Origin of the sequence: Streptococcus vestibularis ATCC 49124, from assembly GCF_000188295.1 — a bacterium.
Taxonomy (GTDB): Bacteria; Bacillota; Bacilli; order Lactobacillales; family Streptococcaceae; genus Streptococcus; species Streptococcus vestibularis.
In genome coordinates this window covers 1,588,602-1,615,375 of sequence record NZ_GL831112.1, presented here as the reverse complement: position 1 = coordinate 1,615,375, position 26,774 = coordinate 1,588,602, and the positions used below count along the sequence as shown (strand labels likewise).

32 protein-coding genes, 1 pseudogene and 1 riboswitch are annotated in these 26,774 nt (G+C 38.8%); of the genes and pseudogenes, 28 read left to right on the top strand and 5 right to left on the bottom strand.

Annotated features, from left to right (window positions below):
• Positions 1 to 157: 157 nt before the first annotated feature.
• Positions 158 to 472 (bottom strand): TetR/AcrR family transcriptional regulator, encoded by a 315-nt coding sequence (locus HMPREF9425_RS10420; protein ID WP_003098020.1) that lies wholly within the window; start codon positions 470 to 472, stop codon positions 158 to 160.
• A gap of 241 nt (positions 473 to 713) precedes the next feature.
• On the opposite strand from HMPREF9425_RS10420, the gene HMPREF9425_RS07815 reads away from it, so the two are divergent.
• The 10 genes from HMPREF9425_RS07815 to yidD all read left to right on the top strand — a co-directional run bounded on the left by HMPREF9425_RS07815 (position 714) and on the right by yidD (position 6,856).
• A complete protein-coding gene (locus tag HMPREF9425_RS07815) occupies positions 714 to 959 on the top strand; it encodes a YneF family protein (protein ID WP_003098017.1) in 246 nt (81 codons plus the stop codon).
• A gap of 64 nt (positions 960 to 1,023) precedes the next feature.
• Positions 1,024 to 1,839, top strand: coding sequence for a glutamate racemase (racE, locus tag HMPREF9425_RS07810; protein ID WP_003092217.1), 816 nt, complete (start codon positions 1,024 to 1,026; stop codon positions 1,837 to 1,839).
• Positions 1,832 to 2,806, top strand: a complete 975-nt coding sequence (locus HMPREF9425_RS07805; RefSeq protein WP_003092145.1) for a nucleoside-triphosphate diphosphatase — start codon at positions 1,832 to 1,834, stop codon at positions 2,804 to 2,806. Before racE ends, HMPREF9425_RS07805 begins: the two co-directional genes overlap by 8 nt.
• On the top strand, positions 2,788 to 3,309 hold the full coding sequence (locus HMPREF9425_RS07800) for a metallophosphoesterase (protein ID WP_003092148.1): 522 nt from the start codon (positions 2,788 to 2,790) through the stop codon (positions 3,307 to 3,309). Before HMPREF9425_RS07805 ends, HMPREF9425_RS07800 begins: the two co-directional genes overlap by 19 nt.
• A complete protein-coding gene (gene cbpB, locus HMPREF9425_RS07795; RefSeq protein WP_003092169.1) occupies positions 3,306 to 3,788 on the top strand; it encodes a cyclic-di-AMP-binding protein CbpB in 483 nt (160 codons plus the stop codon). Before HMPREF9425_RS07800 ends, cbpB begins: the two co-directional genes overlap by 4 nt.
• A complete protein-coding gene (xerD, locus tag HMPREF9425_RS07790; RefSeq protein WP_003092233.1) occupies positions 3,742 to 4,503 on the top strand; it encodes a site-specific tyrosine recombinase XerD in 762 nt (253 codons plus the stop codon). The genes cbpB and xerD overlap by 47 nt, the downstream gene beginning before the upstream one ends.
• Complete coding sequence (locus HMPREF9425_RS07785) at positions 4,503 to 5,216, top strand: segregation/condensation protein A (protein ID WP_003092139.1); 714 nt, start codon at positions 4,503 to 4,505, stop codon at positions 5,214 to 5,216. Before xerD ends, HMPREF9425_RS07785 begins: the two co-directional genes overlap by 1 nt.
• Complete coding sequence (gene scpB, locus HMPREF9425_RS07780) at positions 5,209 to 5,790, top strand: SMC-Scp complex subunit ScpB (protein ID WP_003092126.1); 582 nt, start codon at positions 5,209 to 5,211, stop codon at positions 5,788 to 5,790. The genes HMPREF9425_RS07785 and scpB overlap by 8 nt, the downstream gene beginning before the upstream one ends.
• Positions 5,791 to 5,882: 92 nt before the next feature.
• Complete coding sequence (locus tag HMPREF9425_RS07775; protein WP_003092124.1) at positions 5,883 to 6,608, top strand: pseudouridine synthase; 726 nt, start codon at positions 5,883 to 5,885, stop codon at positions 6,606 to 6,608.
• Positions 6,605 to 6,856 (top strand): membrane protein insertion efficiency factor YidD, encoded by a 252-nt coding sequence (gene yidD, locus HMPREF9425_RS07770; protein WP_003098012.1) that lies wholly within the window; start codon positions 6,605 to 6,607, stop codon positions 6,854 to 6,856. The genes HMPREF9425_RS07775 and yidD overlap by 4 nt, the downstream gene beginning before the upstream one ends.
• 22 nt (positions 6,857 to 6,878) lie before the next feature.
• On the opposite strand, the gene HMPREF9425_RS07765 is transcribed toward yidD, so the two are convergent.
• Both HMPREF9425_RS07765 and trkA read right to left on the bottom strand, forming a co-directional pair.
• The gene (locus HMPREF9425_RS07765; RefSeq protein ID WP_003092283.1) at positions 6,879 to 8,318 is read right to left on the bottom strand and encodes a TrkH family potassium uptake protein; all 1,440 of its coding nucleotides are present in this window, start codon (positions 8,316 to 8,318) and stop codon (positions 6,879 to 6,881) included.
• A 6-nt stretch (positions 8,319 to 8,324) separates the two neighbouring features.
• Positions 8,325 to 9,674, bottom strand: a complete 1,350-nt coding sequence (gene trkA / locus HMPREF9425_RS07760; RefSeq protein ID WP_003098008.1) for a Trk system potassium transporter TrkA — start codon at positions 9,672 to 9,674, stop codon at positions 8,325 to 8,327.
• Between the two features lie 287 nt (positions 9,675 to 9,961).
• Here trkA and HMPREF9425_RS07755 point away from each other — a divergent pair, with 287 nt between their 5' ends.
• From HMPREF9425_RS07755 to HMPREF9425_RS07730, 6 genes and pseudogenes are all read left to right on the top strand, one after another.
• Positions 9,962 to 10,471, top strand: coding sequence for a tRNA (cytidine(34)-2'-O)-methyltransferase (locus HMPREF9425_RS07755; protein WP_003092259.1), 510 nt, complete (start codon positions 9,962 to 9,964; stop codon positions 10,469 to 10,471).
• A 106-nt stretch (positions 10,472 to 10,577) separates the two neighbouring features.
• A riboswitch (FMN riboswitch) is annotated at positions 10,578 to 10,700 on the top strand.
• Positions 10,701 to 10,780: 80 nt separating this feature from the next.
• Entirely contained in the window at positions 10,781 to 11,338 is a 558-nt protein-coding gene (locus HMPREF9425_RS07750) for an ECF transporter S component (RefSeq protein ID WP_037621581.1), read from the top strand.
• 2 nt (positions 11,339 to 11,340) lie between these two features.
• Positions 11,341 to 11,991 (top strand): phosphatase PAP2 family protein, encoded by a 651-nt coding sequence (locus HMPREF9425_RS07745; protein WP_003092134.1) that lies wholly within the window; start codon positions 11,341 to 11,343, stop codon positions 11,989 to 11,991.
• A gap of 155 nt (positions 11,992 to 12,146) precedes the next feature.
• Positions 12,147 to 13,046, top strand: coding sequence for a helix-turn-helix transcriptional regulator (locus HMPREF9425_RS07740; protein WP_003098001.1), 900 nt, complete (start codon positions 12,147 to 12,149; stop codon positions 13,044 to 13,046).
• A gap of 166 nt (positions 13,047 to 13,212) precedes the next feature.
• Positions 13,213 to 15,308 (top strand): annotated as a pseudogene (locus HMPREF9425_RS07735) (peptide cleavage/export ABC transporter).
• A 110-nt stretch (positions 15,309 to 15,418) separates the two neighbouring features.
• Positions 15,419 to 15,751 carry a DUF805 domain-containing protein gene (locus HMPREF9425_RS07730; protein ID WP_003097990.1) on the top strand — a complete coding sequence of 111 codons (333 nt, stop codon included), beginning with the start codon at positions 15,419 to 15,421 and terminating at the stop codon, positions 15,749 to 15,751.
• Between the two features lie 51 nt (positions 15,752 to 15,802).
• Here the strand turns inward: HMPREF9425_RS07730 and HMPREF9425_RS10415 are convergent, their stop codons facing one another.
• Both HMPREF9425_RS10415 and HMPREF9425_RS10410 read right to left on the bottom strand, forming a co-directional pair.
• Complete coding sequence (locus HMPREF9425_RS10415) at positions 15,803 to 16,276, bottom strand: DUF4153 domain-containing protein (protein ID WP_244265345.1); 474 nt, start codon at positions 16,274 to 16,276, stop codon at positions 15,803 to 15,805.
• Between the two features lie 48 nt (positions 16,277 to 16,324).
• On the bottom strand, positions 16,325 to 16,669 hold the full coding sequence (locus tag HMPREF9425_RS10410) for an urease cluster protein (protein ID WP_227278548.1): 345 nt from the start codon (positions 16,667 to 16,669) through the stop codon (positions 16,325 to 16,327).
• Between the two features lie 889 nt (positions 16,670 to 17,558).
• On the opposite strand from HMPREF9425_RS10410, the gene HMPREF9425_RS07715 reads away from it, so the two are divergent.
• The 12 genes from HMPREF9425_RS07715 to HMPREF9425_RS07660 all read left to right on the top strand — a co-directional run bounded on the left by HMPREF9425_RS07715 (position 17,559) and on the right by HMPREF9425_RS07660 (position 26,728).
• On the top strand, positions 17,559 to 18,074 hold the full coding sequence (locus HMPREF9425_RS07715) for an AmiS/UreI family transporter (protein ID WP_003097980.1): 516 nt from the start codon (positions 17,559 to 17,561) through the stop codon (positions 18,072 to 18,074).
• 24 nt (positions 18,075 to 18,098) lie between these two features.
• The gene (locus HMPREF9425_RS07710; RefSeq protein ID WP_002886558.1) at positions 18,099 to 18,401 is read left to right on the top strand and encodes an urease subunit gamma; all 303 of its coding nucleotides are present in this window, start codon (positions 18,099 to 18,101) and stop codon (positions 18,399 to 18,401) included.
• A 12-nt stretch (positions 18,402 to 18,413) separates the two neighbouring features.
• Entirely contained in the window at positions 18,414 to 18,725 is a 312-nt protein-coding gene (locus tag HMPREF9425_RS07705; RefSeq protein WP_003092180.1) for an urease subunit beta, read from the top strand.
• 15 nt (positions 18,726 to 18,740) lie between these two features.
• Positions 18,741 to 20,459: an urease subunit alpha gene (gene ureC / locus HMPREF9425_RS07700; protein WP_002886560.1), complete on the top strand. Its 1,719-nt coding sequence runs from the start codon at positions 18,741 to 18,743 to the stop codon at positions 20,457 to 20,459.
• A gap of 140 nt (positions 20,460 to 20,599) precedes the next feature.
• A complete protein-coding gene (ureE, locus tag HMPREF9425_RS07695; RefSeq protein WP_003092266.1) occupies positions 20,600 to 21,052 on the top strand; it encodes an urease accessory protein UreE in 453 nt (150 codons plus the stop codon).
• On the top strand, positions 21,042 to 21,755 hold the full coding sequence (locus HMPREF9425_RS07690; protein WP_003092133.1) for an urease accessory protein UreF: 714 nt from the start codon (positions 21,042 to 21,044) through the stop codon (positions 21,753 to 21,755). The genes ureE and HMPREF9425_RS07690 overlap by 11 nt, the downstream gene beginning before the upstream one ends.
• Positions 21,756 to 21,784: 29 nt before the next feature.
• Positions 21,785 to 22,399, top strand: coding sequence for an urease accessory protein UreG (gene ureG / locus HMPREF9425_RS07685; RefSeq protein WP_002889928.1), 615 nt, complete (start codon positions 21,785 to 21,787; stop codon positions 22,397 to 22,399).
• Between the two features lies 1 nt (position 22,400).
• Complete coding sequence (locus HMPREF9425_RS07680) at positions 22,401 to 23,240, top strand: urease accessory protein UreD (protein WP_003092279.1); 840 nt, start codon at positions 22,401 to 22,403, stop codon at positions 23,238 to 23,240.
• 3 nt (positions 23,241 to 23,243) lie between these two features.
• Entirely contained in the window at positions 23,244 to 24,221 is a 978-nt protein-coding gene (gene cbiM, locus HMPREF9425_RS07675) for a cobalt transporter CbiM (protein ID WP_003097976.1), read from the top strand.
• Entirely contained in the window at positions 24,218 to 24,997 is a 780-nt protein-coding gene (locus tag HMPREF9425_RS07670) for an energy-coupling factor transporter transmembrane component T (protein WP_003097973.1), read from the top strand. Before cbiM ends, HMPREF9425_RS07670 begins: the two co-directional genes overlap by 4 nt.
• A 1-nt stretch (position 24,998) precedes the next feature.
• A complete protein-coding gene (locus HMPREF9425_RS07665) occupies positions 24,999 to 25,715 on the top strand; it encodes an ABC transporter ATP-binding protein (RefSeq protein ID WP_003092242.1) in 717 nt (238 codons plus the stop codon).
• 164 nt (positions 25,716 to 25,879) lie between these two features.
• The gene (locus HMPREF9425_RS07660; protein WP_003092206.1) at positions 25,880 to 26,728 is read left to right on the top strand and encodes an amino acid ABC transporter substrate-binding protein; all 849 of its coding nucleotides are present in this window, start codon (positions 25,880 to 25,882) and stop codon (positions 26,726 to 26,728) included.
• The last annotated feature ends 46 nt before the right edge of the window (positions 26,729 to 26,774 follow it).

The following is a 26,774-nucleotide window of genomic DNA, read 5'->3' as shown; positions in this document are numbered from 1 at the left end:
TCTTCCTTGAGCCAGAGTGTCAAAATGGTGATAATGGTACTAATCGTATACTTCCAAAGAATACTCGACTGGGATATGATAGTTTTTTTCCATAAGTTCTGTGATAATTTCGATATCAGAGTTAAGGATGGTCTCGGTAATGAACTTACGAATTAATCTATTGATATTTGGAATGTGTGTCATGAATATGAGAGAGCTCATGATTTCCCTTAAGATATCGTCGCATCTCGGTTAGAACACCTTCTTGATAGGTTATATCCTTTTGCAGAATACTTGAAATTTTATCTAAAATTTTAGAGAAGGTGGTTTCAACCAAGTCATCTTGATTTGAATAGTAGTAGAAGGTTGGTCTGCTGAGATTTACCTTTTTGATAATGTCTGTGATGCTGATTTGTTCGAGTGAACTCTCTTTTAAGAGTTCAGTAAATGCATTAACAATTTTTTGTTCGGAAATAGTTGATTCCTTTAGCATAAATCCCCCCCTTTTATATAAACATAATAATTTCAAGACTTATATAAAAAACTAATTTTTTCCCGGAAATCTTACAAGTCCTTTACAGTTGTAAGTAAAAGAAGCTGAAGCTCTCATTTTATCAGTATTTTAGAAAAGTAATTTTTTTGCGGACTCGTTAAGAAACCAACGTCTTATTTGTCAGTAAGGCCTATTTTTGCTATAATATAAGGTAAATCAACGTTATAGGAGAATTAAATTTATGAACACCGTCCTTTGGATTATTCTTGTTTTTGTAGCCCTTTTAGGTGGCTTTTACGGAGGCGCATATTTTGCCCGCAAACAAATTGAGAAAGAATTAGCTGAAAATCCTCGTTTGAATGTGGACGCTGTTCGTACAATGATGTCAGCAGCAGGTCAAAAGCCTAATGAAGCCAAAGTGCGTCAAACATATAATCAGATTATTAAACAACAAAAACAAGCACTTGCAGATAGCAAGAAAAAATAATGGTGGGGAGCTGGGACGTGAATCTCAGCTTTTTACATGTAATGTAAGGGGATAAGGAGGCAAGATGGATAATCGACCTATAGGATTTTTGGATTCTGGTGTCGGAGGCCTGACGGTAGTACGTGAGCTTAAACGTCAGTTGCCTCACGAGTCTATTGTTTATATTGGTGATTCTGCTAGGGCCCCATATGGTCCTAGACCAGCAGGACAAATCAGAGAATATACATGGCAGTTGGTTAAATTTCTCCTGACTAAAGACGTAAAGATGATTGTTATTGCTTGCAATACGGCGACAGCAGTAGTTTGGGAGGAAATTAAAGAGGCTTTGGACATTCCAGTACTAGGTGTTGTTTTGCCTGGTTCTAGTGCTGCCATTAAGTCTAGCCAGTCTGGTCAAATTGGTGTCATTGGTACTCCTATGACAATTGCATCTAATATATATGAGCAAAAAATTAAGCGTCTGGCGCCTCAAATGAATGTCCTGAGTTTGTCCTGTCCCCGTTTTGCCCCAATTGTTGAATCCAATGAAATTAATTCAAGTGTGGCTAAAAAGATTGTCTATGAAAGCATGGCTCCTTTAGTTGATAAGGTAGATACCTTGGTTTTGGGTTGCACCCACTACCCACTTTTACGACCGATTATTCAGAATGTTATGGGACCAAGTGTCAAATTAATTGATAGCGGAGCTGAAACTGTTCGTGATGTTTCTGTCTTGCTCAATTACTTTGAGATTAACCGTAGTCGTGAGGTCGAAGACAAGACGGAAGAATACTACACCACAGCTAGTGTGCTTGGTTTTAAAGAAATTGCTGAACAGTGGCTGGGTGAGGAAGTTACTGTCCAACATGTAGATTTGGACAAGGAGTTAGAAAATGACTAAATCAATTTTTGAATATAAGGATGATCAAGACTGGTACTTGGCTAGTTTTGGAAGCTATAATCACTTGACTTGTTTTGGTGGCGATGAGGCTTACGAACAATTTGTTGACTTTTTCCAAGCTTTGACTAACGTTTTGGCTGTCAGTGACTTTCAGTTACATATTGCTAAACATTCTTCAGACCTTCGCTTAGTATCCTTTATTTTGGATTGCTTGAAAGAGGAAACTGGTCGGGACTTAGCTGTTACACAACATCAAGGAGCTTTGATAGTTAGTGAAGGAGATAAGCTTGTCTATGTGCATGTGCCTAGAGAGGGTGTCGTCTTGAGTGATTTCTTTGGTTCTGATAACAAATCAGACTTTGGTGATGTCCTATTGATTGCGACACGCAATGAAGGAAAAACCAAGGAGTTTCGGGAACTCTTTGGAAAGCTTGGTATTAAGGTAGAAAATCTTAATGATTATCCAGATCTTCCTGAGGTTGCTGAAACGGGTATGACCTTTGAAGAAAATGCACGCTTGAAGGCGGAAACTATTTCGGAATTAACTGGTAAGATGGTTCTTTCAGATGATTCAGGTTTGCAGGTAGATGTTCTTGGAGGTTTGCCAGGTGTGTGGTCTGCTCGTTTTGCGGGTCTAGAAGCTACCGATGCTGAAAATAATGCTAAGTTACTGCATGAACTTGCCATGGTACTTGATGATAGCAAACGCTCAGCCCAGTTCCATACAACTTTAGTTGTTGCAGCACCTGGACGTGATAGTTTGGTTGTTGACGCCGACTGGAAGGGTTATATTGGACGAGAACCTAAAGGTGACAATGGTTTTGGTTATGATCCCCTTTTCTTAGTTGGTAATACGGGTAAAACAGCAGCAGAGCTTTCTGCAGAAGAGAAAAATGAACAATCTCACCGTGGACAAGCTGTTAAGAAACTTATGGAGGTCTTCCCAGCATGGCAGAACAAACAATAATCGTAATGAGCGACTCCCATGGAGAACGTGACATTGTAGTAGATATAAAAAATCGTTATCAAGGGAAGGTAGATGCTATTTTCCATAATGGAGATTCTGAGTTAGAATCAAGTGATCCTGTTTGGGAAGGTATCCATGTGGTTCGTGGCAACTGTGATTATGATTCAGGTTATCCAGAACGTTTGGTCGTTAAACTTGGTGATGTGATTATTGCACAAACCCATGGTCATCTCTATGGCATTAATTTTACCTGGGACAAGTTAGATCTTTGGGCGCAACAAGAGGATGCTGATATCTGTCTATATGGGCATTTACATGCGGCAGCAGCTTGGCGAAATGGTAAGACAGTGTATATCAATCCAGGTTCTGTTTCACAGCCACGTGGCCCAATCCATGAGAAACTCTATGCTAAGGTGATTATAAACGATGCAAAGATTCGTGTGGAATATTACACACGTGACCATGAACTTTATTCAGAACTTACACAGGAATTTGAACGATGATTGCTAAAGAATTTGAAGATTTTTTGTTGGCTCGCTTAGATAATTATTTGATCCCATCAGATCAGGTTGCTATTTTTATTGATAGTCACAACGCTAATCATGTGGTTTTGCTTTTGACAAGCAATGGTTATTCGCGCGTTCCCGTTTTGACTAAGGATAAGCATTATCTTGGGACCATATCTTTGACGGATATTAAACGTTATCAAGATGAACATAACTTGCAAGAGTGGGAGATGGTTAACCGTGATATCGGTCCGATGACATCAGATGTCGTGGAAACAGTAGAAGATAATGCCAATCTAAATGAGGTAATGCATAAGCTAGTTAATAATCCTTTCCTTCCTGTGGTTGACAGCCAAGGTATTTTTAAAGGGATTATTACACGAAAATCGATTCTAAAGGCGGTTAATAGCCTCTTACATGACTTTACACATGACTATATCATCATTCCAAAAACAACTGACAACTCAGATCACTGATTTTCTGGCTACTAAGGTCATTTCGGAGAGTTCAAAGCAAGCTTATGCTTATGATCTTAAGCAGTTTGCAACGGCGATCTCAGGACAAATTGATCAAGCTAGTCTCAAGCTCTATGAAAACCAACTGAAGGAATGGAAGCCATCCGTACAAAAGCGTAAGCGCTCTGCGGTCAATCAATTTTTGCTATACCTCTATCAAAAGGGTGAATTAACGAAATTTTTCAAACTATCAGAGACAGTAATACTACCTTCTCAGGAGGATAAGTTGCGAATACTGAATCTTTCATCTCTTTACGAGGGGCATGAAGGGGTTGGTAAGCTGTCTTGTCTGCTGATTCTAGAGCTGGGACTCTTACCTTCAGAGATTTTGGAGTTGGACTGGGTCGACATTGACTTGGATTTTGGTGTTGTAACTGTGGCCAAGGGAAGCACTAAGCGTGTTCTCAGACTTGAAGCAGATGTGAAGCAGTATTTGTTGGCTATTAAAGATATCAACAGCCAGGGCTTGCTTTTGGGTAAGGTCTATACCCGACAATGGCTGTATAAGCAAATCCAGACTTATGTTAGTGACTGTGGCTTATCGGGGGTAACTGCCCAAGTCTTGCGCCAGCAATTTATTCTTAGACAGATTGAAAAGGGAACGGGCGCCTTTGAACTTGCTCGTTTACTCGGGCTAAAAAGTCCAGTGACCTTGGAGAAATACTATAAAACCTAATGGATATTAAGTTAAAAGATTTTGAGGGGCCACTGGATTTGTTGCTCCATCTGGTTTCTAAGTATGAGGTAGATATTTACGATGTTCCCATTGTTGAGGTTATCGAGCAATACTTGGCTTATTTGGCAACCTTGCAAGCCATGAAGCTTGAAGTTGCTGGGGAATATATGCTTATGGCTAGTCAGCTTATGCTGATTAAGAGTCGTAAGCTTCTGCCTACAGTGGTGGAGGCTGAGCCTGAAGCAGATGATCCTGAGCTAGAACTCTTGAGTCAATTGGAAGAGTATGCACGCTTCAAAGCAGCTAGTCAAGAGTTAGCTAAGCAGCATGAGGTACGTGCTCAGTATTTTTCAAAACCAAAAGTTGAATTGGTTTATGAAGATGTGACGTTGAATCAGGATAAGACTATTCAAGACATTTTCTTGGCTTTTTCAAAAATCATGGCTGAAAAGCAAGAAGAAATTCGCCGAAATCACACGACTATTGCGCGTGACGATTATAAAATTGAAGATATGATGCTGATTATTGAGGAAGCATTTGGCTCAAAAAATGAGCTACATTTAGATGAACTTTTTACCGATGCTAAAGATATGAATCAAGTAATCACCCTCTTTTTGGCAACTCTTGAATTGATTAAGGTACATCGAATCTCGGTACAGCAGGAAACAATTTTTGGAACAATCACTCTAAGAAAGGAATGGACGAATGAGTAGTCACTTAGCACGATTAGAAGCTTTACTTTTTGTGGCTGGTGAAGATGGTCTTAGTCTACGTACTATGGCACAGCTTTTAGAAATGCCAGTGACTGGACTGACTCAGTCCTTGGAAAAATTGCAAGCCAAGTATGAGGCAGATGAGGATACGGCTCTTTGTTTATTGGAATCGTCAAATACCTATAAGATCGTGACTAAGCCTGATTTTGCAAGTCTTCTGCGTGACTATTCCAAAACGCCAATCAACCAAAGTCTATCCCGAGCGAGTCTCGAGGTACTTTCTATAGTTGCTTATAAACAGCCCATTACTCGAGCTGAAGTTGATGACATTCGAGGTGTCAATTCCAGCGGCGCTATTGCCAAGCTTCAGGCTTTTGATCTCATTCGAGAGGCTGGTAAAAAGGATGCTGTGGGTCGTCCCAACCTATATGCGACAACTGATTATTTCTTAGATTATATGGGAATTAACAGTTTAGACGAACTTGTGGCCATTAATCAACTAGAACTTGAAGAGCAAGAAACGAGTCTCTTTAGGGAAGATGCTTCAGAAGAGCTTGAGGACTTGGATAATTAAGAGTAAACCTTGTTGAAACTAATCATTAAAAAATAAAGAAACATAGCAGAGATGCTAGGTAGAAAGGATACAGCTTAAGCTGTAGAAAAAGAATGCGAATTAATAAATATATTGCCCACGCTGGTGTGGCTAGTCGTCGTAAAGCTGAGGAATTGATTAAAGAAGGCCGTGTGACTTTAAATGGTAAGACCGTTACGGAATTGGCAACAATTGTCAAAAGTGGCGACATTGTCGAGGTAAATGGAAGCCCAATTTACAATGAAGAAAAGGTATACTACCTTCTTAATAAACCACGCGGGGTTATTTCTTCAGTATCTGATGAGAAAAATCGTAAGACGGTGATTGACCTAATGCCCCACGTTAAGGAACGTATCTATCCTGTTGGTCGTCTTGATTGGGATACGACTGGCCTTCTTATTTTAACCAACGATGGCGACTTTACCGATAAAATGATTCACCCACGTAATGAGATTGATAAGGTTTATTTGGCGCGTGTTAAAGGTATTGCGACCAAGGAAAATCTTCGTCCTTTGATTCGTGGTGTGGTGCTTGATGGTAAAAAAACCCAGCCGGCCCGTTACAATATTATCAAGGTGGATCATGAAAAGAACCGATCAGTCGTTGAGTTGACGATTCATGAAGGGCGTAACCATCAGGTTAAGAAAATGTTTGAATCAGTAGGTTTGCTTGTTGATAAGTTGTCGCGTACCCGTTTTGGTACCCTAGATTTGACAGGGCTACGTCCAGGGGAGTCACGCCGTCTAAACAAAAAAGAAATTAGTCAGCTTCATAACGTTGCTGTTAACAAGGTTAAATGATGAAGAAGTTTCTGATTGCGTTAGTAAAGGCTTATCAGAGATGGATTTCTCCCCTGTTTCCACCGTCTTGTCGTTTTCGTCCAACTTGCTCAGTCTATATGATTCAGGCAATAGAAAAACATGGTTTAAAGGGAATTATTATGGGAATCGCCCGTATCTTAAGATGCCATCCCTTATCAGAGACTGGTGATGACCCAGTACCAGATTATTTTAGCCTAAAACGTAATAAAACTCCTTTGGATAAATGAATCCAAAGGAGTTTTTCTATGCTTAAATTTTTGACCAAGTTTTTGGTAGGAATAGGAGTAATAAAGGATAAATTTCCAAGCGTCCAGCAATCATAGCAAATCCCATGATAAGCTTAGACAAAGGACTGAAAATAGCGAAGCTATCAGTTGTCCCAAGTAAAGGTCCAATATTGTTAAATGTTGAAGCAGCAGCACTTGTTACAATTAAGAAATTTTGATTATCTAAGGACAGGATTGTAACTAGACTTAGTATGATCAACACATATACAGCCAAATATTTAAGAACGCTATGCTGTGTTTCTTTATCAAGAACACTTCCATTAATGTGTAGAGATAGGATACGGTTAGGATAGAGGCTAGCCAAAGTCTGATTACGTGCAATTTTAGCAATAATCATAGCACGTATAACCTTGAAACCACCGGCTGTAGAACCTGCTGACCCCCCGATAAACATCAGGAGAAGCAGGATATACTGAGAAAAGAGTGGCCATTTGGTAATATCCGTTAGACCAAAACCGGTTGTTGTGATGATCGTTGACACTTCGAAAAATGAGTATTTGAAAGAGTCAGCCAAATTTTGGTAAATCCCAAAAATATTGAGGATAATTAAACCTGTTGATACTGCAACAATCGTAAGATAGGTACGTAGCTCTTCATCTTGGAAGAATAATCTGATTTTGCGAAACAGGATATAGAAGTATAAGTTGAAGTTAACGCCAAATAGTAGGGTACCAACTGTAACCACATAAGTAATCAAATCGCTGTTATAGTGGGCGATAGAATCATTATAGACTGCAAATCCACCGGTACCTGCCCCCCCCATAGCAGTGATGATACTATCAAAGACCGGCATACCGCAAAGCCAGAGAATAACAGCAAAAATAACAAACATGGTCAAATAGATGATGTAAAGAATTTGAGCTGTATTTTTGAGCTTGGCAACGACCTTACCAAAGATTGGACCTGGCACCTCTGCACGCATAACCTCATGGTGACCATTTTTACTGTTGTTCATGATGGCTAGAGCAAAGACCAGTACTCCCATCCCTCCAATTAGGTGGGCGAAGCTTCGCCAAAAGAGGAGAGAATGGGTCAACACTCCAGTATCTGTGAGAATAGTAGCTCCCGTGGTTGTAAAACCTGAACTCATCTCGAAGAAGGCATCGATGACACTTGGGATTTGCCCCGCAAAAACAAATGGTAATCCCCCAAAGAATGACCAAAGTACCCAACAGAGGGCTACAATGAGCATTCCTTCTTTGGTGTAAATGTGGTAGTTCTTAGGTTTAAAGAGAGTACCAAGTACTCCGATAAAAAGGAGAATCGCCATAGTCCCCAAAATGCTGGCAAATACCTTGGCATCTTCTTGATAAATAAGAGCCACTATGAGTGGAACAACTAAGAGTCCAGCTTCAATGAGGAGCAGTTTAGAAATGAGAAAACGGACAATAGATCGATTCATGGCAGCTTACCTCTTCAACAGGTCGTAAATGTGGGTAACGTTTTGCAAGAGAGTAACGACCACGATTTTATCACCAATTGCTAATGTATCTTCTCCAGTTGGGAAGATGGCTTTTCCATTACGGATGATAGCAGCAATAAGGACACCATGAGCAAAATTAAGTTCAGAAAGTTTCTTCCCAGCGATCTTGTTGTTTTCCTTAATTTGGAATTGTAAGGTCTCAATACGGCCATTAGCTACGTGGTGAAGTGCATCAAGACTAGAGTCTTTGGCGTTATAGCGACCACGAATAAAGTGCATAACGGTATCAACAGCAATACTCTTAGGTGTGACAATTGTTGTTGTATCACGTGTATCGACAATCTCTAAAAGACTGGTACGGTTGACCTTGGTAATGTTTTTGTGAATACCAATACTTTCAAGGAACATAGAGGTGATAATATTTTCCTCATCTACTCCAGTTAGAGTAGCAACAGCATCATAACTAGCTGCACTCTCTTCAAGAAGAAGGTCTTTAGCAGTACCATCACCTAAGATAACGGAAACTTCAGGGAATACTTGACTAAAAGTTTGCGCACGGTCCATTTTATGTTCAATCAATTTGACCTTAATACGGTTGTTTTTCAAGATATTCAGTAAGTAGTAGGAGATACGTCCAGCACCAATCAACAAAAGTTTTTTGATACTTTTGGGTTTGATATAACTGTGGAAAAGTGCCATATCAACACGTTTACCAGTTACATAAATCTTATCCCCAGCTTGCATGGTAGCATTCCCGTCGGGAATGATAAGGTCTCCTTGACGATCAATTGTACAAACTAAGATGTTACCGAATTTCTTACGAAATTGTTCCATAGTCATACCAGACAATTGGCTTGTTTCAGTGACCTTAAATGCCATAAGAATAACGCGTCCATTTGCAAAAGTTTCAACTGATAGGGCGTTTGGAAATTCAACTGTGTTGGCAATATAGCGAGCTGTTAAAAGTTCAGGGTTAACTACTGATGAGAATCCAAGGAAATTTTTGTCTTTGAAATAAGCATTAGAATATTCTGGGTTACGTACACGAACGATGGTTTCTTTAGCACCCATTTGTTTTGCCAGAACTGCTGATATCATGTTTACTTCATCTTTATCAGTCATAGCGATAAAGACATCGCAGTTACTAACCTCGGCTTGTTCCAAAATCTTGAAATTTGCCCCGTTTCCAGCAAAGCCCATAACATCGTAGCGTTTACTGAGGCGTTTGAGGACCTCTTCCTTTTCTTCGATTAAGATAACGTCGTGTTTCTCACCAACAAGAGAACGACAGAGTGCTGTACCGACTTTACCAGCACCTACGACAATAATACGCATGAGTTACCTCCAAATAATCACTACTATGATACTCTATTTTGGCCGAAAAATCATCCTTTTCAGCTACCTTTATAGGTTATTCCTGTAAAAAAGGTGACGACGTCAAAAATATTAATTTTTTCTGCTAGTAGTGTTGACTTTTACAGCCAAAGTGCTAAAATATACTCAACGATTCGTTATTTTAAATCTAACCTGTCATGATTTAAGCTAATGAATGTCCACAACCATGTCGTCTGCTGAGCTTAACTCCGGGCGACATGGTATTTTTTATGTCTAGGAGAAGTCAGATGTCACGTAATCATATTGTCTTGTTTGAACCTCGTATTCCACAAAACACTGGAAATATTGCGCGTACTTGCGCAGCAACCAATAGCCCCCTCCATATCATTCGACCCATGGGATTTCCAATTGATGACAAGAAGATGAAGCGAGCAGGTCTGGACTATTGGGATAAGCTTGATATCACTTATTATGACAATTTAGCTGATTTTATGTCTAAAAATCATGCTGGTCGTTTGCATCTAGTAACGAAGTTTGCGGATAAGACTTATTCAGAAGAGGCCTATGCTGATGGTGAGGATCACTATTTTATGTTCGGTCGTGAGGATACAGGCCTACCTGAGGACTTTATGCGTGAGCATCCTGAAAAAGCTATTCGTATTCCTATGAATGATGAACATGTCCGTAGTCTTAATGTCTCAAATACGGTTTGCATGATTGTCTATGAAGCTCTTCGCCAGCAACAGTTTGTGGGGTTAGAGCTGAGTCACCGTTACCAGCATGATAAATTAAAATAGATACTTCATTTTGTCTCAAAAGAATAATTATAGTTATTGACTATCAATAGATTAGAAATCCATAAATTAAGAACCTTGTCACCAAGGTTTTTTTATGTTATCCTTAAAGGGTCTTCAGGGCAGGGTGAAACTCCCGACCGGCGGTGATTCTTTGGATAAGTCCGCGAGCGCAAGCTGATGAGGTGTAATTCCTCAACCGACAGTATAGTCTGGATGGAAGAAGACCAGTCTTTTTGCGTAGGCTTTTTTGGCATAGGCAAATCCATTGGGAACTTCTTTCAAATTGTTAAAATTTGGAGGAATTTTTTTATGACAAACACACGTAAATTGGCTTACATTGCCATTTTATCCGCAGTTTCATTCTTGTTGCTTTATTTTTCATTTCCATTGATTCCAGCAGCAGACTTTTTGAAGGTTGATTTTTCAATTCTTCCTGTTCTTATCGCCTTGGTTATCTTTGATTTTAGGAGTGCCATTGGTGTTCTCTTGCTTCGCTCATTGTTGAAGCTCTTACTTAACAATGGTGGTCCAGGATCAATGATTGGGCTTCCTATGAATTTTGTTGCTCTAGGAGTTTTTGTTTGGGGCCTAAGCTATTTTTGGAAGAAAAATCAAACAAGCAAGAATTATATTCTTGGTTCTGTTTTAGGAACGGTTTTGCTTACAGTTGCGATGGTTGTTCTTAACTACATTTATGCCGTACCACTCTATGCTAAATTTGCTAACTTTGATATTGCGCAATTCATAGGCCTCTATAAGTACCTTTTCGCTATGGTAGTACCTTTTAACTTACTTGAAGGTTTAATTTTTGCAGTAGCTTTTGCTCTTATTTATGCTCCGCTTAAGTCTATCCTAGTAAAATTATAAATATGAAACACAAACACACGCATTATATTTGCGCTTCCTTTGCCTTTTTGTTATTTGTTGCTCTCGGTTACATGGTTAAGTTCTACCCTGAAGCCTTGACAGAATTTGATAGCAGCATACAAACTAGGGTTCGAGGAGACTTACCAGGGGGACTGACACACTTCTTTAAAACGATTACCATACTTGGAAACACGTCAGTCCAGGCTATTATTGCAATTGTAGCAGTAATCTGGCTTTATTTACGTCAGTATAAATCAGAAGCTATATTTGTAGGTACCAGTGGTGTTCTTGCTAGTATTATGATTGTAAGTCTGAAATATATTTACCAACGCCCACGTCCTTTAATTACACATTTGGTTCATGCTAGTGGTTATTCATTTCCTAGTGGCCACTCCTTGGGAACTTTCATGATTCTTGGTGCAATTGCTATTGTCCTTATTCAGCGTTTGGAGAAAAAAGAATCTCAAGTAGCAGTCTTTGCTATTTCTGGCCTTCTGATTGCTCTTGTTGGACTGTCGCGTATTTATGTGGGTGTTCACTTTCCAACAGATGTTTTAGCTGGCTTTACCCTAGCGTTTGGCTTGCTTAATGTCATCTATCCAACTTATGACCGTATTCGCTTTGAATGGCGATTTCAAAGTAAACAGAAATAAAACAAAATGCAGTTCTTAACTGCATTTTGTTGTTATTATTGTATAAAAATATCATATTTATGACTAATATTCTGTTAAAATCGTATCAACTGCATATTAAATATATTACAATTGTGATATAATGATTTTAAAATTTTGATATAAAGGAGATTCTCTTGAGCATAAAAGACAGCATTGGACTAAGAATCAAAACTGAGCGTGAATGCCAACAGATGTCACGTGAAGTGCTATGTTTAGATGGTGCGGAATTGACTGTTCGCCAGTTAATTCGTATTGAAAAAGGAGAGTCTCTCCCTTCTTTGGATAAATTATCCTACATAGCAAAACGTCTGGGAAAAAGCATGGCTGACTTATTGGACCATGACAGGATTGAAATTCCTGACACTTACTATGAGATGAAAAATCGTTTAATAAAGTTCCCAACGTACGGAGATAAGGAGAGAGTTAAACAGAAGTTGGATCTTATTGAAGATGTGTATGATCAATTCTTTGATATTCTTCCAGAAGAGGAACTATTGACTCTAGATATTCTCGAAAATATATTGAGTTTTATCAGTTGGGAGGAGAGACCTAAAGTCGAAGAAATCTATGAAGATTTGTTTGAACAGGTCAAAAGAAAGAAGAAGTTTTCAACTAATGATTTGTTAGTTATTTATTATTATTTCTATCATCTTTATGGGAGAAAGCAGTATGATAAAAAGATTTTTGACAGAATAGTAGATAGAGTATTAAAGCAAAACATCCCAACAGATGATGCTTATAATATTGCCTTATTTAATGATTTGATGGCTATAGCTGGGTTAAAGATTTCTCTTGAGTCCTTTAAAGATTTCTTAACAGTAATAGATAAACTATTAGCTGTCATAGAAAAATCACAGTTTCATAGTTATAAACCAGGTGTCTATATTTTAGAAGCTAAGTATGAGCTTATACATAATGGGAACAAGAAAAAAGCTGCTGAAAACTATGATAAAGCTATAATGTTTGCGTCGGTTTTAGAAGATTCCGTTTTGGAAGAAAAGACTCGAGCAGAGAAAGCGGCAGATGGTTTGTAAACAACTGCGTAGTGACATTTATGTCACTACTTTTTTATAGTTAATCGTTTATCATATAGTTAATAAAAATATTAAGGAGCTTAATTTTGAAAACTTAAAAAAATTTTTAGTCTTACTTATTGCGGCAGTACCATTCTTCATGATTTATTATTAAATAGGAGTCATCATGTCAAAATACCCATATATTTCACAGGTTGATCAGCGTGATTGTGGGGTAGCTACCTTAGCTATGATTCTCAAGCACTATGATTCATCCTATAGTTTGGCTTATTTGCGGGAGTTAGCTCAGACTTCTCGTGAAGGAACTTCTGCGCTTGGTTTAGTTGAAGCGGGCAAGCAGTTGGGGTTTGAAACTCAGGCCATTCGTGCAGATTTAGACTTGTTTAAACAAGAAAACCTATCTTACCCTTTTATTGTACATGTGGTTAAGGATGGTGGTCTTCAACATTATTATACAGTGTTTGGTAAGGACAAGGGGCAAGTTGTAATTGGTGATCCAGATCCTAGCAAGAAGGTCATTAAACTGTCCCTAGAGGATTTTGACAAGGAATGGACAGGGGTTGCTCTATTTTTTGAACCAGGAGAAAACTACATTAAATATAAGGAAGAGGTACCTGGTCTTCTTTCGTTTTTACCAATTTTATTTCGTCGTAAAAGTTTGATAGCAGTCATTGTTTTGCTGAGCTTTCTGGTGACCCTTGTTAATATTATTGGTTCTTATTATTTGCAGTCTATTATAGACCGCTTGATTCCTCAAGAAGACTATGCTCTTCTGACCATGATTTCTCTAGGCCTGTGTATCGCTTATCTAGCTCAACAAGTTTTTACTTTCTTCAAAGATTATCTATTGCATCGATTGGGTAATTACTTGTCCATTGCGGTCATCCTTCCTTATATCAAGCATGTGCTTTCTTTGCCCATTAGTTTCTTTAGTTCACGTCGTACTGGTGAAATCACGTCACGTTTTGGAGATGCCAACACCATTATCGATGCTCTAGCTTCAACAATCTTATCGATTTTCCTAGATGTGACCATTGTGATAACTTTAGCTGTGGCTCTTATTTTACAAAACCGTTCTCTTTTTTGATGACCTTAACTGTAGTTCCTCTTTATGTTTTGATTATTCTGGCCTTTTATAAGCTTTTTGAGAAGGAAAATTATCAATTAATGGAGGCAAATAGTCAGGTCAATACCGCTGTTATTGATGATTTACGTGGCATTGAAACTTTAAAATCTTTAAGAGTTGAAGAGAGGTGTTATCAGGAAATTGAGGTGAAATTCCATGATTATTTGAAGAAATCCTTGTCTAAGGCCAAGTGGCAATTAACCCAGGATGGCTTAAAAACAGGGGTCCAGTTAGTTTTCAATGTCTTTATCTTATGGTACGGGGCACAATTAGTTATGGAAGGACAACTATCTTCTGGTCAGTTGATTACCTATAATGTGCTACTTAATTATTTTACGACCCCTTTAATTAATATTATCAATCTTCAATCTAAGATTCAGCAAGCCAAGGTAGCCAATAATCGTCTTCAAGAAGTTTATGTTGTGAATAAGGAAGAAAAAGGTCAACTCAAAGATTTATCCTTTAAACAATTAGACTTAAAAGGTGTTAGTTATCGTTTCAGCTACCAACAGGAGACACTTCACAATATTGATTTGACGATTAATAAGGGAGAGAAAATAGCCCTCATGGGTCAGAGTGGTTCTGGGAAAACGACTTTAGCGAAGATTTTGTCAGGTTATTACACAAAATCTAGTGGTCATGTAAGCCTAGACAAAGGTTCTATTAGTCAAGCAGAGTTACGCCAGTTGGTGACCTATGTTCCACAACAGACCTATGTGTTTACGGGAACAATATTAGAAAATCTGTTATTAGGCCTTGAAGGAGAAGTTGATGAGCAGGTTATTCTAAGAGCCTGTGAACAAGCTGATATTTTGGCTGATATTCAAAAGATGCCACTAGGTTTTCAGACCCAAGTATCTGAAGATGGTGGTCTATCTGGTGGTCAAAAACAACGCTTGGCGATAGCGAGGGCCCTTTTGTCCAAGCAACCAATCTTGATTTTTGACGAAGCTACCAGTGGTCTCGATAGTGATACTGAAAGCAGGGTCATGGCTAATCTTGCTAAGATTAAACGAACAATGATTTTTATTGCTCACCGCAATAGTGTACTTCAACATGTTAGTCGTGTAGTGACCATGGTGAGTGGCCAGATTGAGTCAGACAGTCCTAATTTCAATCCATTCCAGTTTATTTAAAATAATCTTCCTATTATATATGTAGAAAACTTAAGAAGTCTAAATATTCACATCTTGCACCTATCTATTTAATATAGTATACTGGTAGCATACTATTAAGAGGTGTAAACATGTTAGAGGCATATAAAAATTTTTGGTTAGGCTATCTCGATTTTTATGGTCGTACAAAACGATCAGACTATTGGAGGGTTGTCTTGATTAATGGAGTTATTGCTACTCTTATTTTCCTACTGATGGACTTACTTGGGGAAACAAAAGCTGCTGGCTTTACATTGACAGCTTTCATTTTATTTATAGCAGCAACGGCGCTCCCTACCATTTCTATTCAGATTCGTCGTCTGCGTGATGCCAATTTTAATGTTGCTTGGATTGTATTAAAAGCAACTCCATTAACAGTAGCTCTTTGGGTGATGTATGCCTTTCCCACAAGAAATTCAAAATAGCTATAATGAAAAAAGGGGTGAGACTAGGAAATCTAGTTTCACTCCTTTTTCTTATAAAATAAAGCTACTCAAGAGACTAGCTAGAGTCGCATAAAAGATGGCTAAACGAGTTGTTTGAGTGGGTTTATAGAGTCGAATGAGCGTAAAGATACACCAAACGAAGAGCACGGTCACAAACCATCCTGACAATAAGCGTCGTGGTGTAATACCATAAAGTGCGATATAGATACTAAAGAGTTTCCAATCAGTGATGAGGGCAAAGAGGCTAGCAAAAGTAAAAAGTAGCATACTAATCAAACGAAGCCCCTTGTGGGTGAAGAGGTCTTCTTTTGAGAAAATGTAAAGTCCAACTAGAACAGCAAAGTTAAGGATAGAGACCCGAACCAATTGCCAGAAATCTTGAACAGCAATGTGTGAGGCTTGATAGGTCGGAATGTTAGCTTGATTGAGAGAAAGGAGTTCACCCATTTGACTAGTCGCAGTTAGCATAAATAGTGCATAAGTGAAGTATAGATTTCCGAGCACAATATAGGCTGCCGTTTTTGGGAAAAGACGAGTCTTTTTGAGACTGGCCTAAAACTGCTTTTGGCTGAGTGGCTTGTCATTTGCCCAATAGACTGCTACAAGTTTGGAAAAAAGCCCTAGAGCAAGTGGGAGATTTGTCACTAAACGAGATATAAATAATCCACTGTTTTCGAAATTGATATTGAAATTAAGTAGGGAAGCAAGTGTCTGGAAGACTTGTTGCCATAGCTGAGCGAAAGAAGACAAGACCTGGCTAAGCTGGTTGGTAGCAAATACAGTAAGTACCAAGGCAGTGATAATACTAATGAGAATCATTCGCTTGTAGAGTTGGTCTTCACGTTTGACTTCTTCAGCAAGCTCTTGGTTAAGTGTCTTTTTATAAAATAAAGTCAAGACTCCCAGAAAGAAATATTTCAGTGGGAAGATATAGCTAGTATGGATGATGTCACTCAGACCATAAACCCCAACCGTTTTTGCCTGCTTTGTCCAGTGCGAGCCATTAAGTAGAGAAATAGGCCAGTATGAAGGCAAAGAATTTGAGCATTGTCCCAATTGTCAGGTATCTTCCATAGGCTAATTTGTAATCCCTGTAGGAGACTAGTGACCATGAATATTCCTGATTCAAGTCACATTCCTTTAGCTTTCCCACCAAATAAGCGACAGCCGAGTTCGATCGTACCTATCAAGATAAGTATCGCTAGGAAGACATAAGAAAAATGAGTCAGATAAGTGATATAAAGGAAGTAGGTTGTGAGGCAAGCAATAATTAGTCCCTTGATTTTCCAGACCTTTTTAGTGAGAGATGATTAAAGAGTTTTTTGTTTTGGTTTGCAGACTTTCCTCTTCGTAGGGATACTCCTGAGAGATTGTCTGTAAATCGGTGTTGTAGTTATTTGTTTCCATCATAATTCTCCTTTAGGTTTTAAATCAAAAGAAGATAATTGTAAAATTACTAAAAATGGCTCTATGGACTTAGGACTAGAGAAGGAGAAAGAAATAAAATGCCCCCATAAAAATTTTTCTCACACGGGATGATAGAATCTGGCTGATGACTGCCAATATCTTTCTCATTCGAAAAAAGTATTTGCCTAATTTATAAATGGTTTGTCAACTTTCATCCGAAATGGTTTAAGGGACCATTCAGCTTGATTGTCAAAAGTGACGCTATTTTTGACATTTTATGTGAGATAGAGGCCGCTTAGCTGTTGCAAAAATTCTGAAATTAGTTGACATGTGTTGTCAAAATAGTATGATATTAACATAAAAAACTTAGGAGGTTCTTATGTTAGGTGTCATCCTACTCTATGTTGGTATGGTTTTGATGAGTAATGGATTTCATCGCTTGGAAGGTATTCCCGACAAATCAAATGTTGTTATGAATATCTTTACAGGTGGTTTGGGTTTGATTCTCAACATTATTGTCATTGCTTATGGAGCTTGTACAGGGCAAGGTGCTGAATGGTTTTATGGTAGTGCCACAGGTCTTTTGTTTGCTTTTACATATCTTTATTCAGCTATCAATACAATCTTTGATTTTGATCAACGTTTGTACGGCTGGTTTAGTTTATTTGTGGCAATTAATACGATACCAGCAGGGATTCTTTGCTTAACATCTGGATACGGTGGTAATGCTTGGTATGGTATTATTTGGTTCTTGTGGGGAGTTCTATGGCTAACTGCCTTTATTGAAATTAACCTTAAGAAGAACCTAGGGAAATTTGTTCCTTACCTAGCTATTTTTGAAGGAATTATAACAGCTTGGATTCCAGGGCTTTTGATGCTTTGGGGCAAGTGGTAAGCATTGATTTAAGGAGGAAAAACGATGCAATTGACAATGCGTGAGCAGGAAAAAATGATGATTAGCCTTGCGGCTATGATTGCTCAACGACGTAAAGATAAAGGAATCAAATTGAATCACCCGGAAGCAGTCGCTTTGATTACAGACTATGTACTTGAAGGTGCAAGAGAAGGTAAGACGGTTGCTCAATTGATGGATGAGGCTCGTAATCTCTTAACACGTGAAGATGTTATGGAGGGGATTGCAGAAATGATTCCAATGATTCAAGTTGAAGCTACTTTTACAGACAGTACAAAATTGGTTACTGTTCATGATCCTATTCAGTAAGGAGAAAATGCAATGATTCCAGGTGAATACCATGTGGCGAGTGAGCCAATTGATTATAATGGTGGTTACGAAGCCATTAGTATTGAAGTGAAAAATGTGGGTGACCGTGCTGCTCAAGTAGGGTCTCATTATCATTTTTACGAAGCAAACGAAGCTGGTCTTCAATTTGATCGTGAAAAGGCGCGAGGCAAACGTCTAGATATTCCAGCAGGTACAGCCATTCGTTTTGAGCCAGGTGAAACGAAAACAGTACAACTTATTGACTTTGGAGGGAAACGCCGTATTTTTGGTTTCAATAACAAGGTCAATGGTTTCTTAGACTAGAGAGGGGACAAATCGATGAGTTTTAAAATGGATCGTGAAGAGTATGCTCAACACTATGGACCAACTGTAGGTGATAGCGTACGTCTTGGAGATACTAATCTTTTTGCTGCCATTGAAAAAGACTTTACTGTTTATGGACAGGAATCCAAGTTTGGTGGCGGTAAAGTTTTACGTGATGGTATGGGTGTTAGTGCTACGGAAACACGTGATAATCCATCAGTGGTTGATACCATTATTACAGGTGCAACCATCATTGACTATACAGGAATTATTAAAGCAGACATCGGTATTCGTGATGGTAAGATTGTAGCTATCGGTCGAGGTGGTAACCCAGATACAATGGACAATGTAGACTTTGTTGTGGGTGCTAGTACAGAAGCCATTGCGGCAGAAGGTTTGATTGTGACTGCTGGTGGTATTGACCTTCACGTACACTATATTTCTGCTGACCTTCCTGAATTTGGTTTGGATAATGGTATCACTACCCTCTTTGGTGGTGGTACTGGTCCTGCTGACGGAAGTAATGCAACAACATGTACACCAGGTAAATTCCACATTACTCGTATGTTGCAAGCTGTTGATGATATGCCTGCTAACTTTGGTTTCCTTGCCAAAGGTGTTGGTTCTGAGACTGAGGTGGTCGAAGAGCAAATTAAAGCTGGTGCAGCAGGAATTAAGACACACGAGGACTGGGGTGCGACTTACGCAGGAATTGATAATTCCCTTAAAGTTGCGGATAAATACGATGTTTCCTTTGCGGTCCACACTGACTCTTTGAATGAGGGTGGATTTATGGAAAATACTTTGGAATCCTTCCAAGGTCGTACTGTTCATACCTTCCATACCGAAGGTTCAGGTGGCGGGCATGCTCCAGATATCATGGTCTTTGCTGGTAAGGAAAATATTTTGCCATCATCAACTAACCCAACCAACCCATACACTACAAATGCTATTGGTGAGTTGTTAGATATGGTTATGGTTTGTCACCACTTGGATCCAAAAATTCCAGAAGACGTTTCTTTTGCTGAATCACGTGTACGTAAACAAACAGTGGCTGCAGAAGATGTTCTGCATGATATGGGTGCCCTTAGTATCATGACTTCAGATGCCATGGCTATGGGACGTGTCGGTGAAGTAGCAATGCGTTGTTGGCAACTAGCTGATAAGATGAAGGCTCAGCGTGGTCCGCTTGAAGGGGATTCAGAGTTTAACGATAATAACCGTATCAAACGTTACGTGGCTAAATATACAATTAACCCTGCTATCACTAACGGTATTGCAGACTATATAGGTTCTGTAGAAGTTGGTAAATTTGCAGATTTGGTTATCTGGGAACCAGCACAATTTGGTGCAAAACCTAAGTTGGTGCTTAAAGGTGGTATGCTAACTTATGGTGTTATGGGTGACGCTGGTTCAAGTCTTCCAACACCTCAACCACGTATCATGCGTAAATTATATGGTGCTTACGGTCAAGCGGTTCATGAAACAAATCTTACATTTGTCTCTCAATACGCTTATGATCACGGTATCAAAGAAGAAATTGGTTTGAATAAGATTGTTCTTCCTGTTAAGAATACGCGTAACTTGACTAAGCGTGATATGAAGCTTAATGACTACGCTCCAAAAACAATCCGTATCGATCCACAGACCTTTGATGTCTTTATTGATGATGAGTTGGTTACTTGTGAGCCGATCCATACGACATCATTGTCTCAACGTTATTTCTTGTTCTAAGGAAGACGATATATAAATGAGGCTGGAATTTTTCCTCCAACCTCTTTTGTATTTTATAGCTATAACGTTTTTAGCACTTTATTGAGTTGCTATATGAGTTTGATGCTAGATTTTTAAAATGTAATAGAAAAGGAAAAAGTATGATTTTTACAAAAGTAGATGCTCTTGTTAAAGATATCGATGTGGACAAATACCATATTGAAACAGTCATTCTTTCGAGTGATGACCTTAACAAAAAAATTATTCGTGTGAAGAGTGATCACGGGAATGAATTTGGTATTCGTCTTGATAAGGGACAAAAATTGCAAAATGGCTCTGCCTTTTTTATCGATGATCACCATGTCCTAGTTATTGGTGTTGAGTCACAGGATTTGATTGTCATTTCACCTAAAGATATGGATGAAATGGGAATCACAGCTCATATTCTTGGGAATACTCATAAACCGATTGAGGTGAAAGATGCCAAGATTTATTTAGAGGTTGACCCAGTTGTAGAGCAAGTCTTGACTCAAAAAGAGATTGCCTACACGATTGAAGAAGTGGTCCTTGACAAACCCCTACGTCATGTGAATTTAACTGCCCATGAACATTAATCCCTTTGCGAATGTGTCTTTGCAAGATTATCTTGAAATTGTACAAATTGTCGATTCAACTTTTCCAATTGGATCATTTAACCACTCATTTGGGATGGAAAATTATCTGCGCGAAGACACTGTAACAGATGATAAAGGTTACGAAGAGTGGCAAGAAGCCTATTTAGCTAGTCAGTTTAAATATGGTGAAGGTCTTGTAATCAAACTGGTTTATGACGCTATGGCTACAGACAATCTAGAGCAGGTTTGGCATTATGATAAGGTCTTGACAGTTTCAACGCAAGCGCGTGAAACAAGACAGGGGACTAAAATGATTGCTAAGCAAATGCTTCGACTCATTCAAAGGCTCCATGCTATTCCGGTATTGGATGACTATCAGTCCAAAATACAGAAGGGTGAGGTTTTCGGCAATCCAGCTATTGTCTTTGCACTCTATGTGTTTAACAAGGGTTTGGGATGTAGTGAAGCTATTGCACTTTATGGCTATAGTGTGATTTCGACGATGGTTCAAAATGCTGTTCGTGCCATTCCACTTGGACAGTTTGCTGGACAGGAGATTGTTTTACGTAGCTTTTCACAATTAGAAAAAATGACACAAGAAATTCAAGAATTGGATGCGTCCTACCTTGGGGCCAATACGCCTGGTCTTGAATTAGCTCAGATGAAACATGAAACTCAGGTGTTCCGCCTATTCATGTCTTAAAATATCGACAAGGTTGAGAGGAAAAAATAATGACAAAACGTACTGTAATTATTGGAGTTGGTGGACCTGTTGGTTCAGGTAAAACTCTTTTGCTCGAGCGTCTTACACGACGTATGTCTGACTTAAATTTAGCAGTTATTACTAACGATATCTATACAAAAGAAGATGCTCTTTTCTTGGCTAAAAATTCAAGCTTAGATGAAGACCGTATCATTGGCGTAGAAACTGGTGGATGTCCTCATACTGCTATTCGTGAAGATGCTTCTATGAACTTTGAAGCGATTGAAACTCTTCAAGAGCGCTTTAACCATGACTTGGATGTTATTTTCCTTGAAAGTGGTGGTGACAACTTGGCTGCGACCTTCAGTCCTGATTTGGTTGATTTTACGATTTATATTATTGACGTTGCTCAGGGTGAAAAAATCCCACGTAAGGCTGGTCAAGGAATGATTAAGAGTGACTTGTTCCTGATTAATAAGACTGACCTTGCGCCTTATGTTGGAGCCAACCTAGACCGTATGCGTGAAGATACCCTTCATTTCCGTAATGAAGATTCTTTCATTTTCACAAATTTGAATAATGATGATAATGTTAAGGAAGTGGAAGAATGGATTCGCAAGAATTTCTTATTAGAGGATTTATAAGATGACGCAAGCATATGATGGCTTCGTCCATCTTGGATTTTCAAATCGAAATGGTCGTACAATTTCCCACAAGAAATATCAAGAAGGTAACTCTCGAGTATCGGCAGATAATTCAGATGCCAATGGCGTTCCTTACTATTTCCTCATTAATATGGGTGGGGGCTTTGTCGAGGGTGAGCAGTATCAAGTGACCATTGATGTTAATAAAGATGCTCATGCCTTAGTGACAACCCAAACACCGACCTATGTTTACAAGTGCGAGAAAGGACAGTTGACACAACAGAATACGTCTATCACACTTGAAGAAAATAGTTATTTGGAGTACATGGCTGATGAAGTTATTCCCTATTTAAAATCACGCTATTTCCAAACAAGTCGTATTGATATGGATAAGTCTGCCCACTTGATTTATTCAGATGGTGTAACGGCAGGTTGGTCTCATGAGGACTTACCGTTTCAATACCATTATTTTCGTAATTTGACACAAATTTACCAAGATAATGAGCTTGTTTATAGCGATCAGACTCTCTTAGAGCCTCAGAAACAAGATATGTTTAAACTTGGTTATTTTGAAGGATGGCGTAATTACAATAGCTTGGTAATGGTGTCTCCGGCGATTGACGAGGCTTTTGTTAAGGCTTTGCAGAAGCACTTAGAAGATTTGAATTTAGAGTCTGATTTTGCTATTTCATCCTTAGATATCCCAGGTCTGGTGTTACGTATCTTAGGAAAAACTGCTGAGGATAATCGTCGCGTCATTTATGCCTGTACAGACTATTTTAGACAAGAAATACATGGATTAAGTACTTTAAATTTGAGAAAAAATGATATGAGGAGATAAAAAATGCATATTCCTGAAAATTACCTAAGCCCTACGACTTGTGCGGCAATGGGGGCTGTTATGTTGCCTATTTGGTATAAGGCCGTCAAGGAAGTAAAGGTTAAAGTTGATACTGATAAAAAAACGATTCCTATGTTGGGAATCGGGACTTCCTTGTCCTTCCTTATCATGATGTTTAATCTTCCAGCCCCAGGTGGAACGAGCGCCCATGCTGTTGGGGCAGTGTTAATTGCTATATTGTTAGGACCTTGGGCTTCCTGTTTAGCAGTTAGTGTAGCCCTGGCTATGCAGGCCTTGCTCTTTGGTGATGGTGGAATCTTGGACTTTGGTGCTAATGCCTTTTGTATGGCCGTTGTTATGCCATTTGTGGGTTATGCTGTTTATAAACTCTTGAACAAGTGGACAAAGAACAGGATAATTGCTAGCTTTTTTGGAGGTTATATTGGGATTGTAGCTGCGGCCCTGACTGTTGCAGTTTTACTAGGAATTCAACCTATTCTCTTTAAAGATGGCAGTGGTAATCCACTTTACAATCCATACCCTTTGAGAGTGACGCTTCCAGTAATGGGCTTGACTCACCTCCTCATCGGTCTGGTAGAAGGATTCTTCACAGCAGGTGTCCAAGAATTCATTGAACGTTTGAATATTGATAATACTCAGGAACTAACGACTAAAAAACTACGTCCTTTATTGCTCTTTATCCTAGCCTTAATTATCCTAACGCCACTTGGTTTATTGGCGACGGGAACAGCTTTTGCGGAATGGGATGTCAAAGAGTTGGTGGAAAAATTGTCCCACTATCATGTGGAAGCCCAAGCCCCAAAAGGAATGTTGAATGGTTTCTCATTTAATGCCCTCTTCCCAGATTATAGTATCGCGGGCATTCCGGAAGTCTTGGGTTATATCCTGAGCGCTGCCTCTGCTGTTTTGATTTTCTTCATCCTCTATCGCTTGATTTTCGGTAGAAAGGTTGAAAAATGATTCTGCCAAGTTGGATGTTAGAAGAGCGCCCGGTAGTCACTAAAGTCGGTAGAAATAACTTTCTTATTCGAAATCGTCACCATCTGGAAGCTCTGCTTCAAAAGTTTGAAACGCATCCTTTAAAAGTAGCATCAGTCTTTCATCCAACGGCTAAGGTTTTACTTCTCTTTTTCTTACTTATTTCAGTTGGAATTAGCCAAAATCTCACAGTTTTGTGGATTCTAGCCTTGTTTCTAGGAGCTGGGGTGGCTTTTCTACCACATTCTGTTTTAGTAAGAACCTTGAAAAAGACTGTGGTATTGTTGATTTTTCCTTTAGTTCTTTATCTACCGCATCTCTTACTTAGCGGAGGTCAATCGCTCTTTCTTTTTAGACTTCCTTTGATTGCCGTAGCCATTGCTTATTATTCAGAGACCAGTACAATAAGTGAGATGTTAGCGGCATTAAAAGGGTTGCATTTTCCTGATCTTGTTCTGCTCCAGTTAGATATCACCATAAAATATATCGATGTCTTTGGAAAACAATTAATGGATTTGCTCAAAGGAATTGAAGCGCGAAGCTTTGGTGGCAATCATCGTTTCCGGATTGGAAGTAATATCTGGGGAATGTTATACCTTAAAGCTATTCGCTATGGTGAGGAACTGACTCAAGCCATGGAAGCACGTTGCTTTGTTGGTGAGTATGTCAAGTCATCACAGTCATTCACATGGAAGGATTGGCTGGCCTTGATAAGTCTAGTAGCAGTGATTTTAGGACAGATTCTGTTAGGAGGATGAGATGTTTCAATTGAAACAAGTGGCCTGTGCCTATGAACAAAAAAAGGTCTTTACTGGTCTTGATTTGGAGATTAGACAAGGACAATATGTGATGTTGATGGGGGAAAATGGGACTGGGAAATCAAGTCTTATCAGTTTATTAACTGGCTTCAAGCAGGAAGAATCTGGTCGCATTCTTTTCTTAGGGAAGGACCTCAAAGAATGGTTGAAGGACAAACGTCAAAAACGGGATTTTTATAGTCGCCTCGGAATCCTCTTTCAGGATGTGGATAGTCAGTTATTTAATAGTACTGTCTATGATGAGATTGCTTTTGGACCTCGTCAGCTAGGTCTGACCGAAGAAGAAGTCTCACTGCGGGTTCAAGATACACTATCCCTGCTGAAAATTGAAGATTTAAGGAATCGCGTTCCCTATCAACTATCTGGTGGAGAAAAGAAGAAAGTGGCCTTTGCCAGTATCATGGTAACGAATCCAGATGTGTATATTCTTGATGAACCCTTCAATAATCTTTCTAAAGAATATGAAGAATTTTTTAGGGAACTTCTACATGAGCTTCATTCAGCTGGGAAAACTATTATCATGTCTGCTCACCACTTCAAGCACCTTCATCATGAAAAGGCTGATGTTCTTCTTTTTGAAGATGGCAAAGCTGATTTCTTTCCTGCCCAGGAAGTGCTCAATAACGAGCAAGTGATTGAGCGTTTGTCGCATTATTAACAAGGATAAGTAGAAAATCGTTATTGGTTTTCTACTTTTTCTTTGTCAAACAATTGAAATTTTGAGGTGATAGTATTTTCTTATCACCTTGATTATGTTTAAGTATTAGTTAAGCTTAGTGAATTCTGTTACAATAAAAACAATCAATCTCAAAGGAGAATATTATGAAACTTAAAAAAATTCTTGGAATTACGGGTGTAGCCATTGCTTCAGTAGCTTTACTTGCTGCATGTTCATCTAAATCATCAAAAGAAGCATCTAAATCTTCAGGTGGTAAAGAAACAATTAACTTTGCTACTGTTGGGACAACAGCACCATTCTCATATGAAGAAAATGGTGAATTGACCGGTTACGACGTGGAAGTGGCTAAAGCAGTCTTTAAAGACTCTGATAAATATGAAGTGAAATTCCAAAAAACAGAATGGTCTTCAGTATTTACAGGTCTTGACGCTGCTAAATATCAAATGGCCGGGAACAACATCTCTTACTCAGAAGAACGTGACCAAAAATACCTCTTCTCATATCCAATTGGTACCACACCAGCTGTTTTGACTGTTCCAAAAGATAGTGAGATCAAGAAATACGATGACATTGCTGGACACTCAACACAGGTTGTTCAAGGAACATCAACAGCTACTCAATTGACTGAATTCAATGATAAACATTCAGATAAGCCAGTTGAACTCAACTATACTAATGAAAACATTACACAAATGTTGACAAACTTGAATGAAGGTAAGTACGACTTCAAGATTTTTGATGCACCAACTGTTAATGCAATCATTAAAAATAATAAATTGAGTAACTTGAAGACTATTGAACTTAAATCTGATCAACAACCATACATCTACTTCTTGTTTGCAGATAACCAAAAGGACCTTCAAAAATTTGTTAACAAACGTTTGGAAGAACTTCAAAAAGATGGTACTTTGGCTAAATTGGCTGAAAAATTCCTTGGAAATAAAGATTATATTCCAACTAAAGACGCTTTGAAAGTTCCAAGCAAAAAATAAGAAAGGAGCTGGGAGTGATTCTCAGCTTTTTCATATAATTAAAATC

Coding starts and splice junctions, on each gene's coding strand:
- cbiM (WP_003097976.1), top strand. CDS start 23,244: ATGCATATTCCTGAAAATTACCTAAGCCCTACGACTTGTGCGGCAATG.
- cbpB (WP_003092169.1), top strand. CDS start 3,306: ATGATTGCTAAAGAATTTGAAGATTTTTTGTTGGCTCGCTTAGATAAT.
- HMPREF9425_RS07670 (WP_003097973.1), top strand. CDS start 24,218: ATGATTCTGCCAAGTTGGATGTTAGAAGAGCGCCCGGTAGTCACTAAA.
- HMPREF9425_RS07785 (WP_003092139.1), top strand. CDS start 4,503: ATGGATATTAAGTTAAAAGATTTTGAGGGGCCACTGGATTTGTTGCTC.
- HMPREF9425_RS07665 (WP_003092242.1), top strand. CDS start 24,999: ATGTTTCAATTGAAACAAGTGGCCTGTGCCTATGAACAAAAAAAGGTC.
- HMPREF9425_RS10420 (WP_003098020.1), bottom strand. CDS start 472: ATGCTAAAGGAATCAACTATTTCCGAACAAAAAATTGTTAATGCATTT.
- xerD (WP_003092233.1), top strand. CDS start 3,742: ATGACTATATCATCATTCCAAAAACAACTGACAACTCAGATCACTGAT.
- HMPREF9425_RS07660 (WP_003092206.1), top strand. CDS start 25,880: ATGAAACTTAAAAAAATTCTTGGAATTACGGGTGTAGCCATTGCTTCA.
- scpB (WP_003092126.1), top strand. CDS start 5,209: ATGAGTAGTCACTTAGCACGATTAGAAGCTTTACTTTTTGTGGCTGGT.
- HMPREF9425_RS07765 (WP_003092283.1), bottom strand. CDS start 8,318: ATGAATCGATCTATTGTCCGTTTTCTCATTTCTAAACTGCTCCTCATT.
- HMPREF9425_RS07750 (WP_037621581.1), top strand. CDS start 10,781: ATGACAAACACACGTAAATTGGCTTACATTGCCATTTTATCCGCAGTT.
- HMPREF9425_RS07800 (WP_003092148.1), top strand. CDS start 2,788: ATGGCAGAACAAACAATAATCGTAATGAGCGACTCCCATGGAGAACGT.
- HMPREF9425_RS07715 (WP_003097980.1), top strand. CDS start 17,559: ATGTTAGGTGTCATCCTACTCTATGTTGGTATGGTTTTGATGAGTAAT.
- ureE (WP_003092266.1), top strand. CDS start 20,600: ATGATTTTTACAAAAGTAGATGCTCTTGTTAAAGATATCGATGTGGAC.
- ureG (WP_002889928.1), top strand. CDS start 21,785: ATGACAAAACGTACTGTAATTATTGGAGTTGGTGGACCTGTTGGTTCA.
- HMPREF9425_RS07815 (WP_003098017.1), top strand. CDS start 714: ATGAACACCGTCCTTTGGATTATTCTTGTTTTTGTAGCCCTTTTAGGT.
- ureC (WP_002886560.1), top strand. CDS start 18,741: ATGAGTTTTAAAATGGATCGTGAAGAGTATGCTCAACACTATGGACCA.
- HMPREF9425_RS07775 (WP_003092124.1), top strand. CDS start 5,883: ATGCGAATTAATAAATATATTGCCCACGCTGGTGTGGCTAGTCGTCGT.
- yidD (WP_003098012.1), top strand. CDS start 6,605: ATGATGAAGAAGTTTCTGATTGCGTTAGTAAAGGCTTATCAGAGATGG.
- racE (WP_003092217.1), top strand. CDS start 1,024: ATGGATAATCGACCTATAGGATTTTTGGATTCTGGTGTCGGAGGCCTG.
- HMPREF9425_RS07755 (WP_003092259.1), top strand. CDS start 9,962: ATGTCACGTAATCATATTGTCTTGTTTGAACCTCGTATTCCACAAAAC.
- HMPREF9425_RS07705 (WP_003092180.1), top strand. CDS start 18,414: ATGATTCCAGGTGAATACCATGTGGCGAGTGAGCCAATTGATTATAAT.
- HMPREF9425_RS07690 (WP_003092133.1), top strand. CDS start 21,042: ATGAACATTAATCCCTTTGCGAATGTGTCTTTGCAAGATTATCTTGAA.
- HMPREF9425_RS07730 (WP_003097990.1), top strand. CDS start 15,419: ATGTTAGAGGCATATAAAAATTTTTGGTTAGGCTATCTCGATTTTTAT.
- HMPREF9425_RS07710 (WP_002886558.1), top strand. CDS start 18,099: ATGCAATTGACAATGCGTGAGCAGGAAAAAATGATGATTAGCCTTGCG.
- HMPREF9425_RS07680 (WP_003092279.1), top strand. CDS start 22,401: ATGACGCAAGCATATGATGGCTTCGTCCATCTTGGATTTTCAAATCGA.
- HMPREF9425_RS07805 (WP_003092145.1), top strand. CDS start 1,832: ATGACTAAATCAATTTTTGAATATAAGGATGATCAAGACTGGTACTTG.
- HMPREF9425_RS07745 (WP_003092134.1), top strand. CDS start 11,341: ATGAAACACAAACACACGCATTATATTTGCGCTTCCTTTGCCTTTTTG.
- trkA (WP_003098008.1), bottom strand. CDS start 9,674: ATGCGTATTATTGTCGTAGGTGCTGGTAAAGTCGGTACAGCACTCTGT.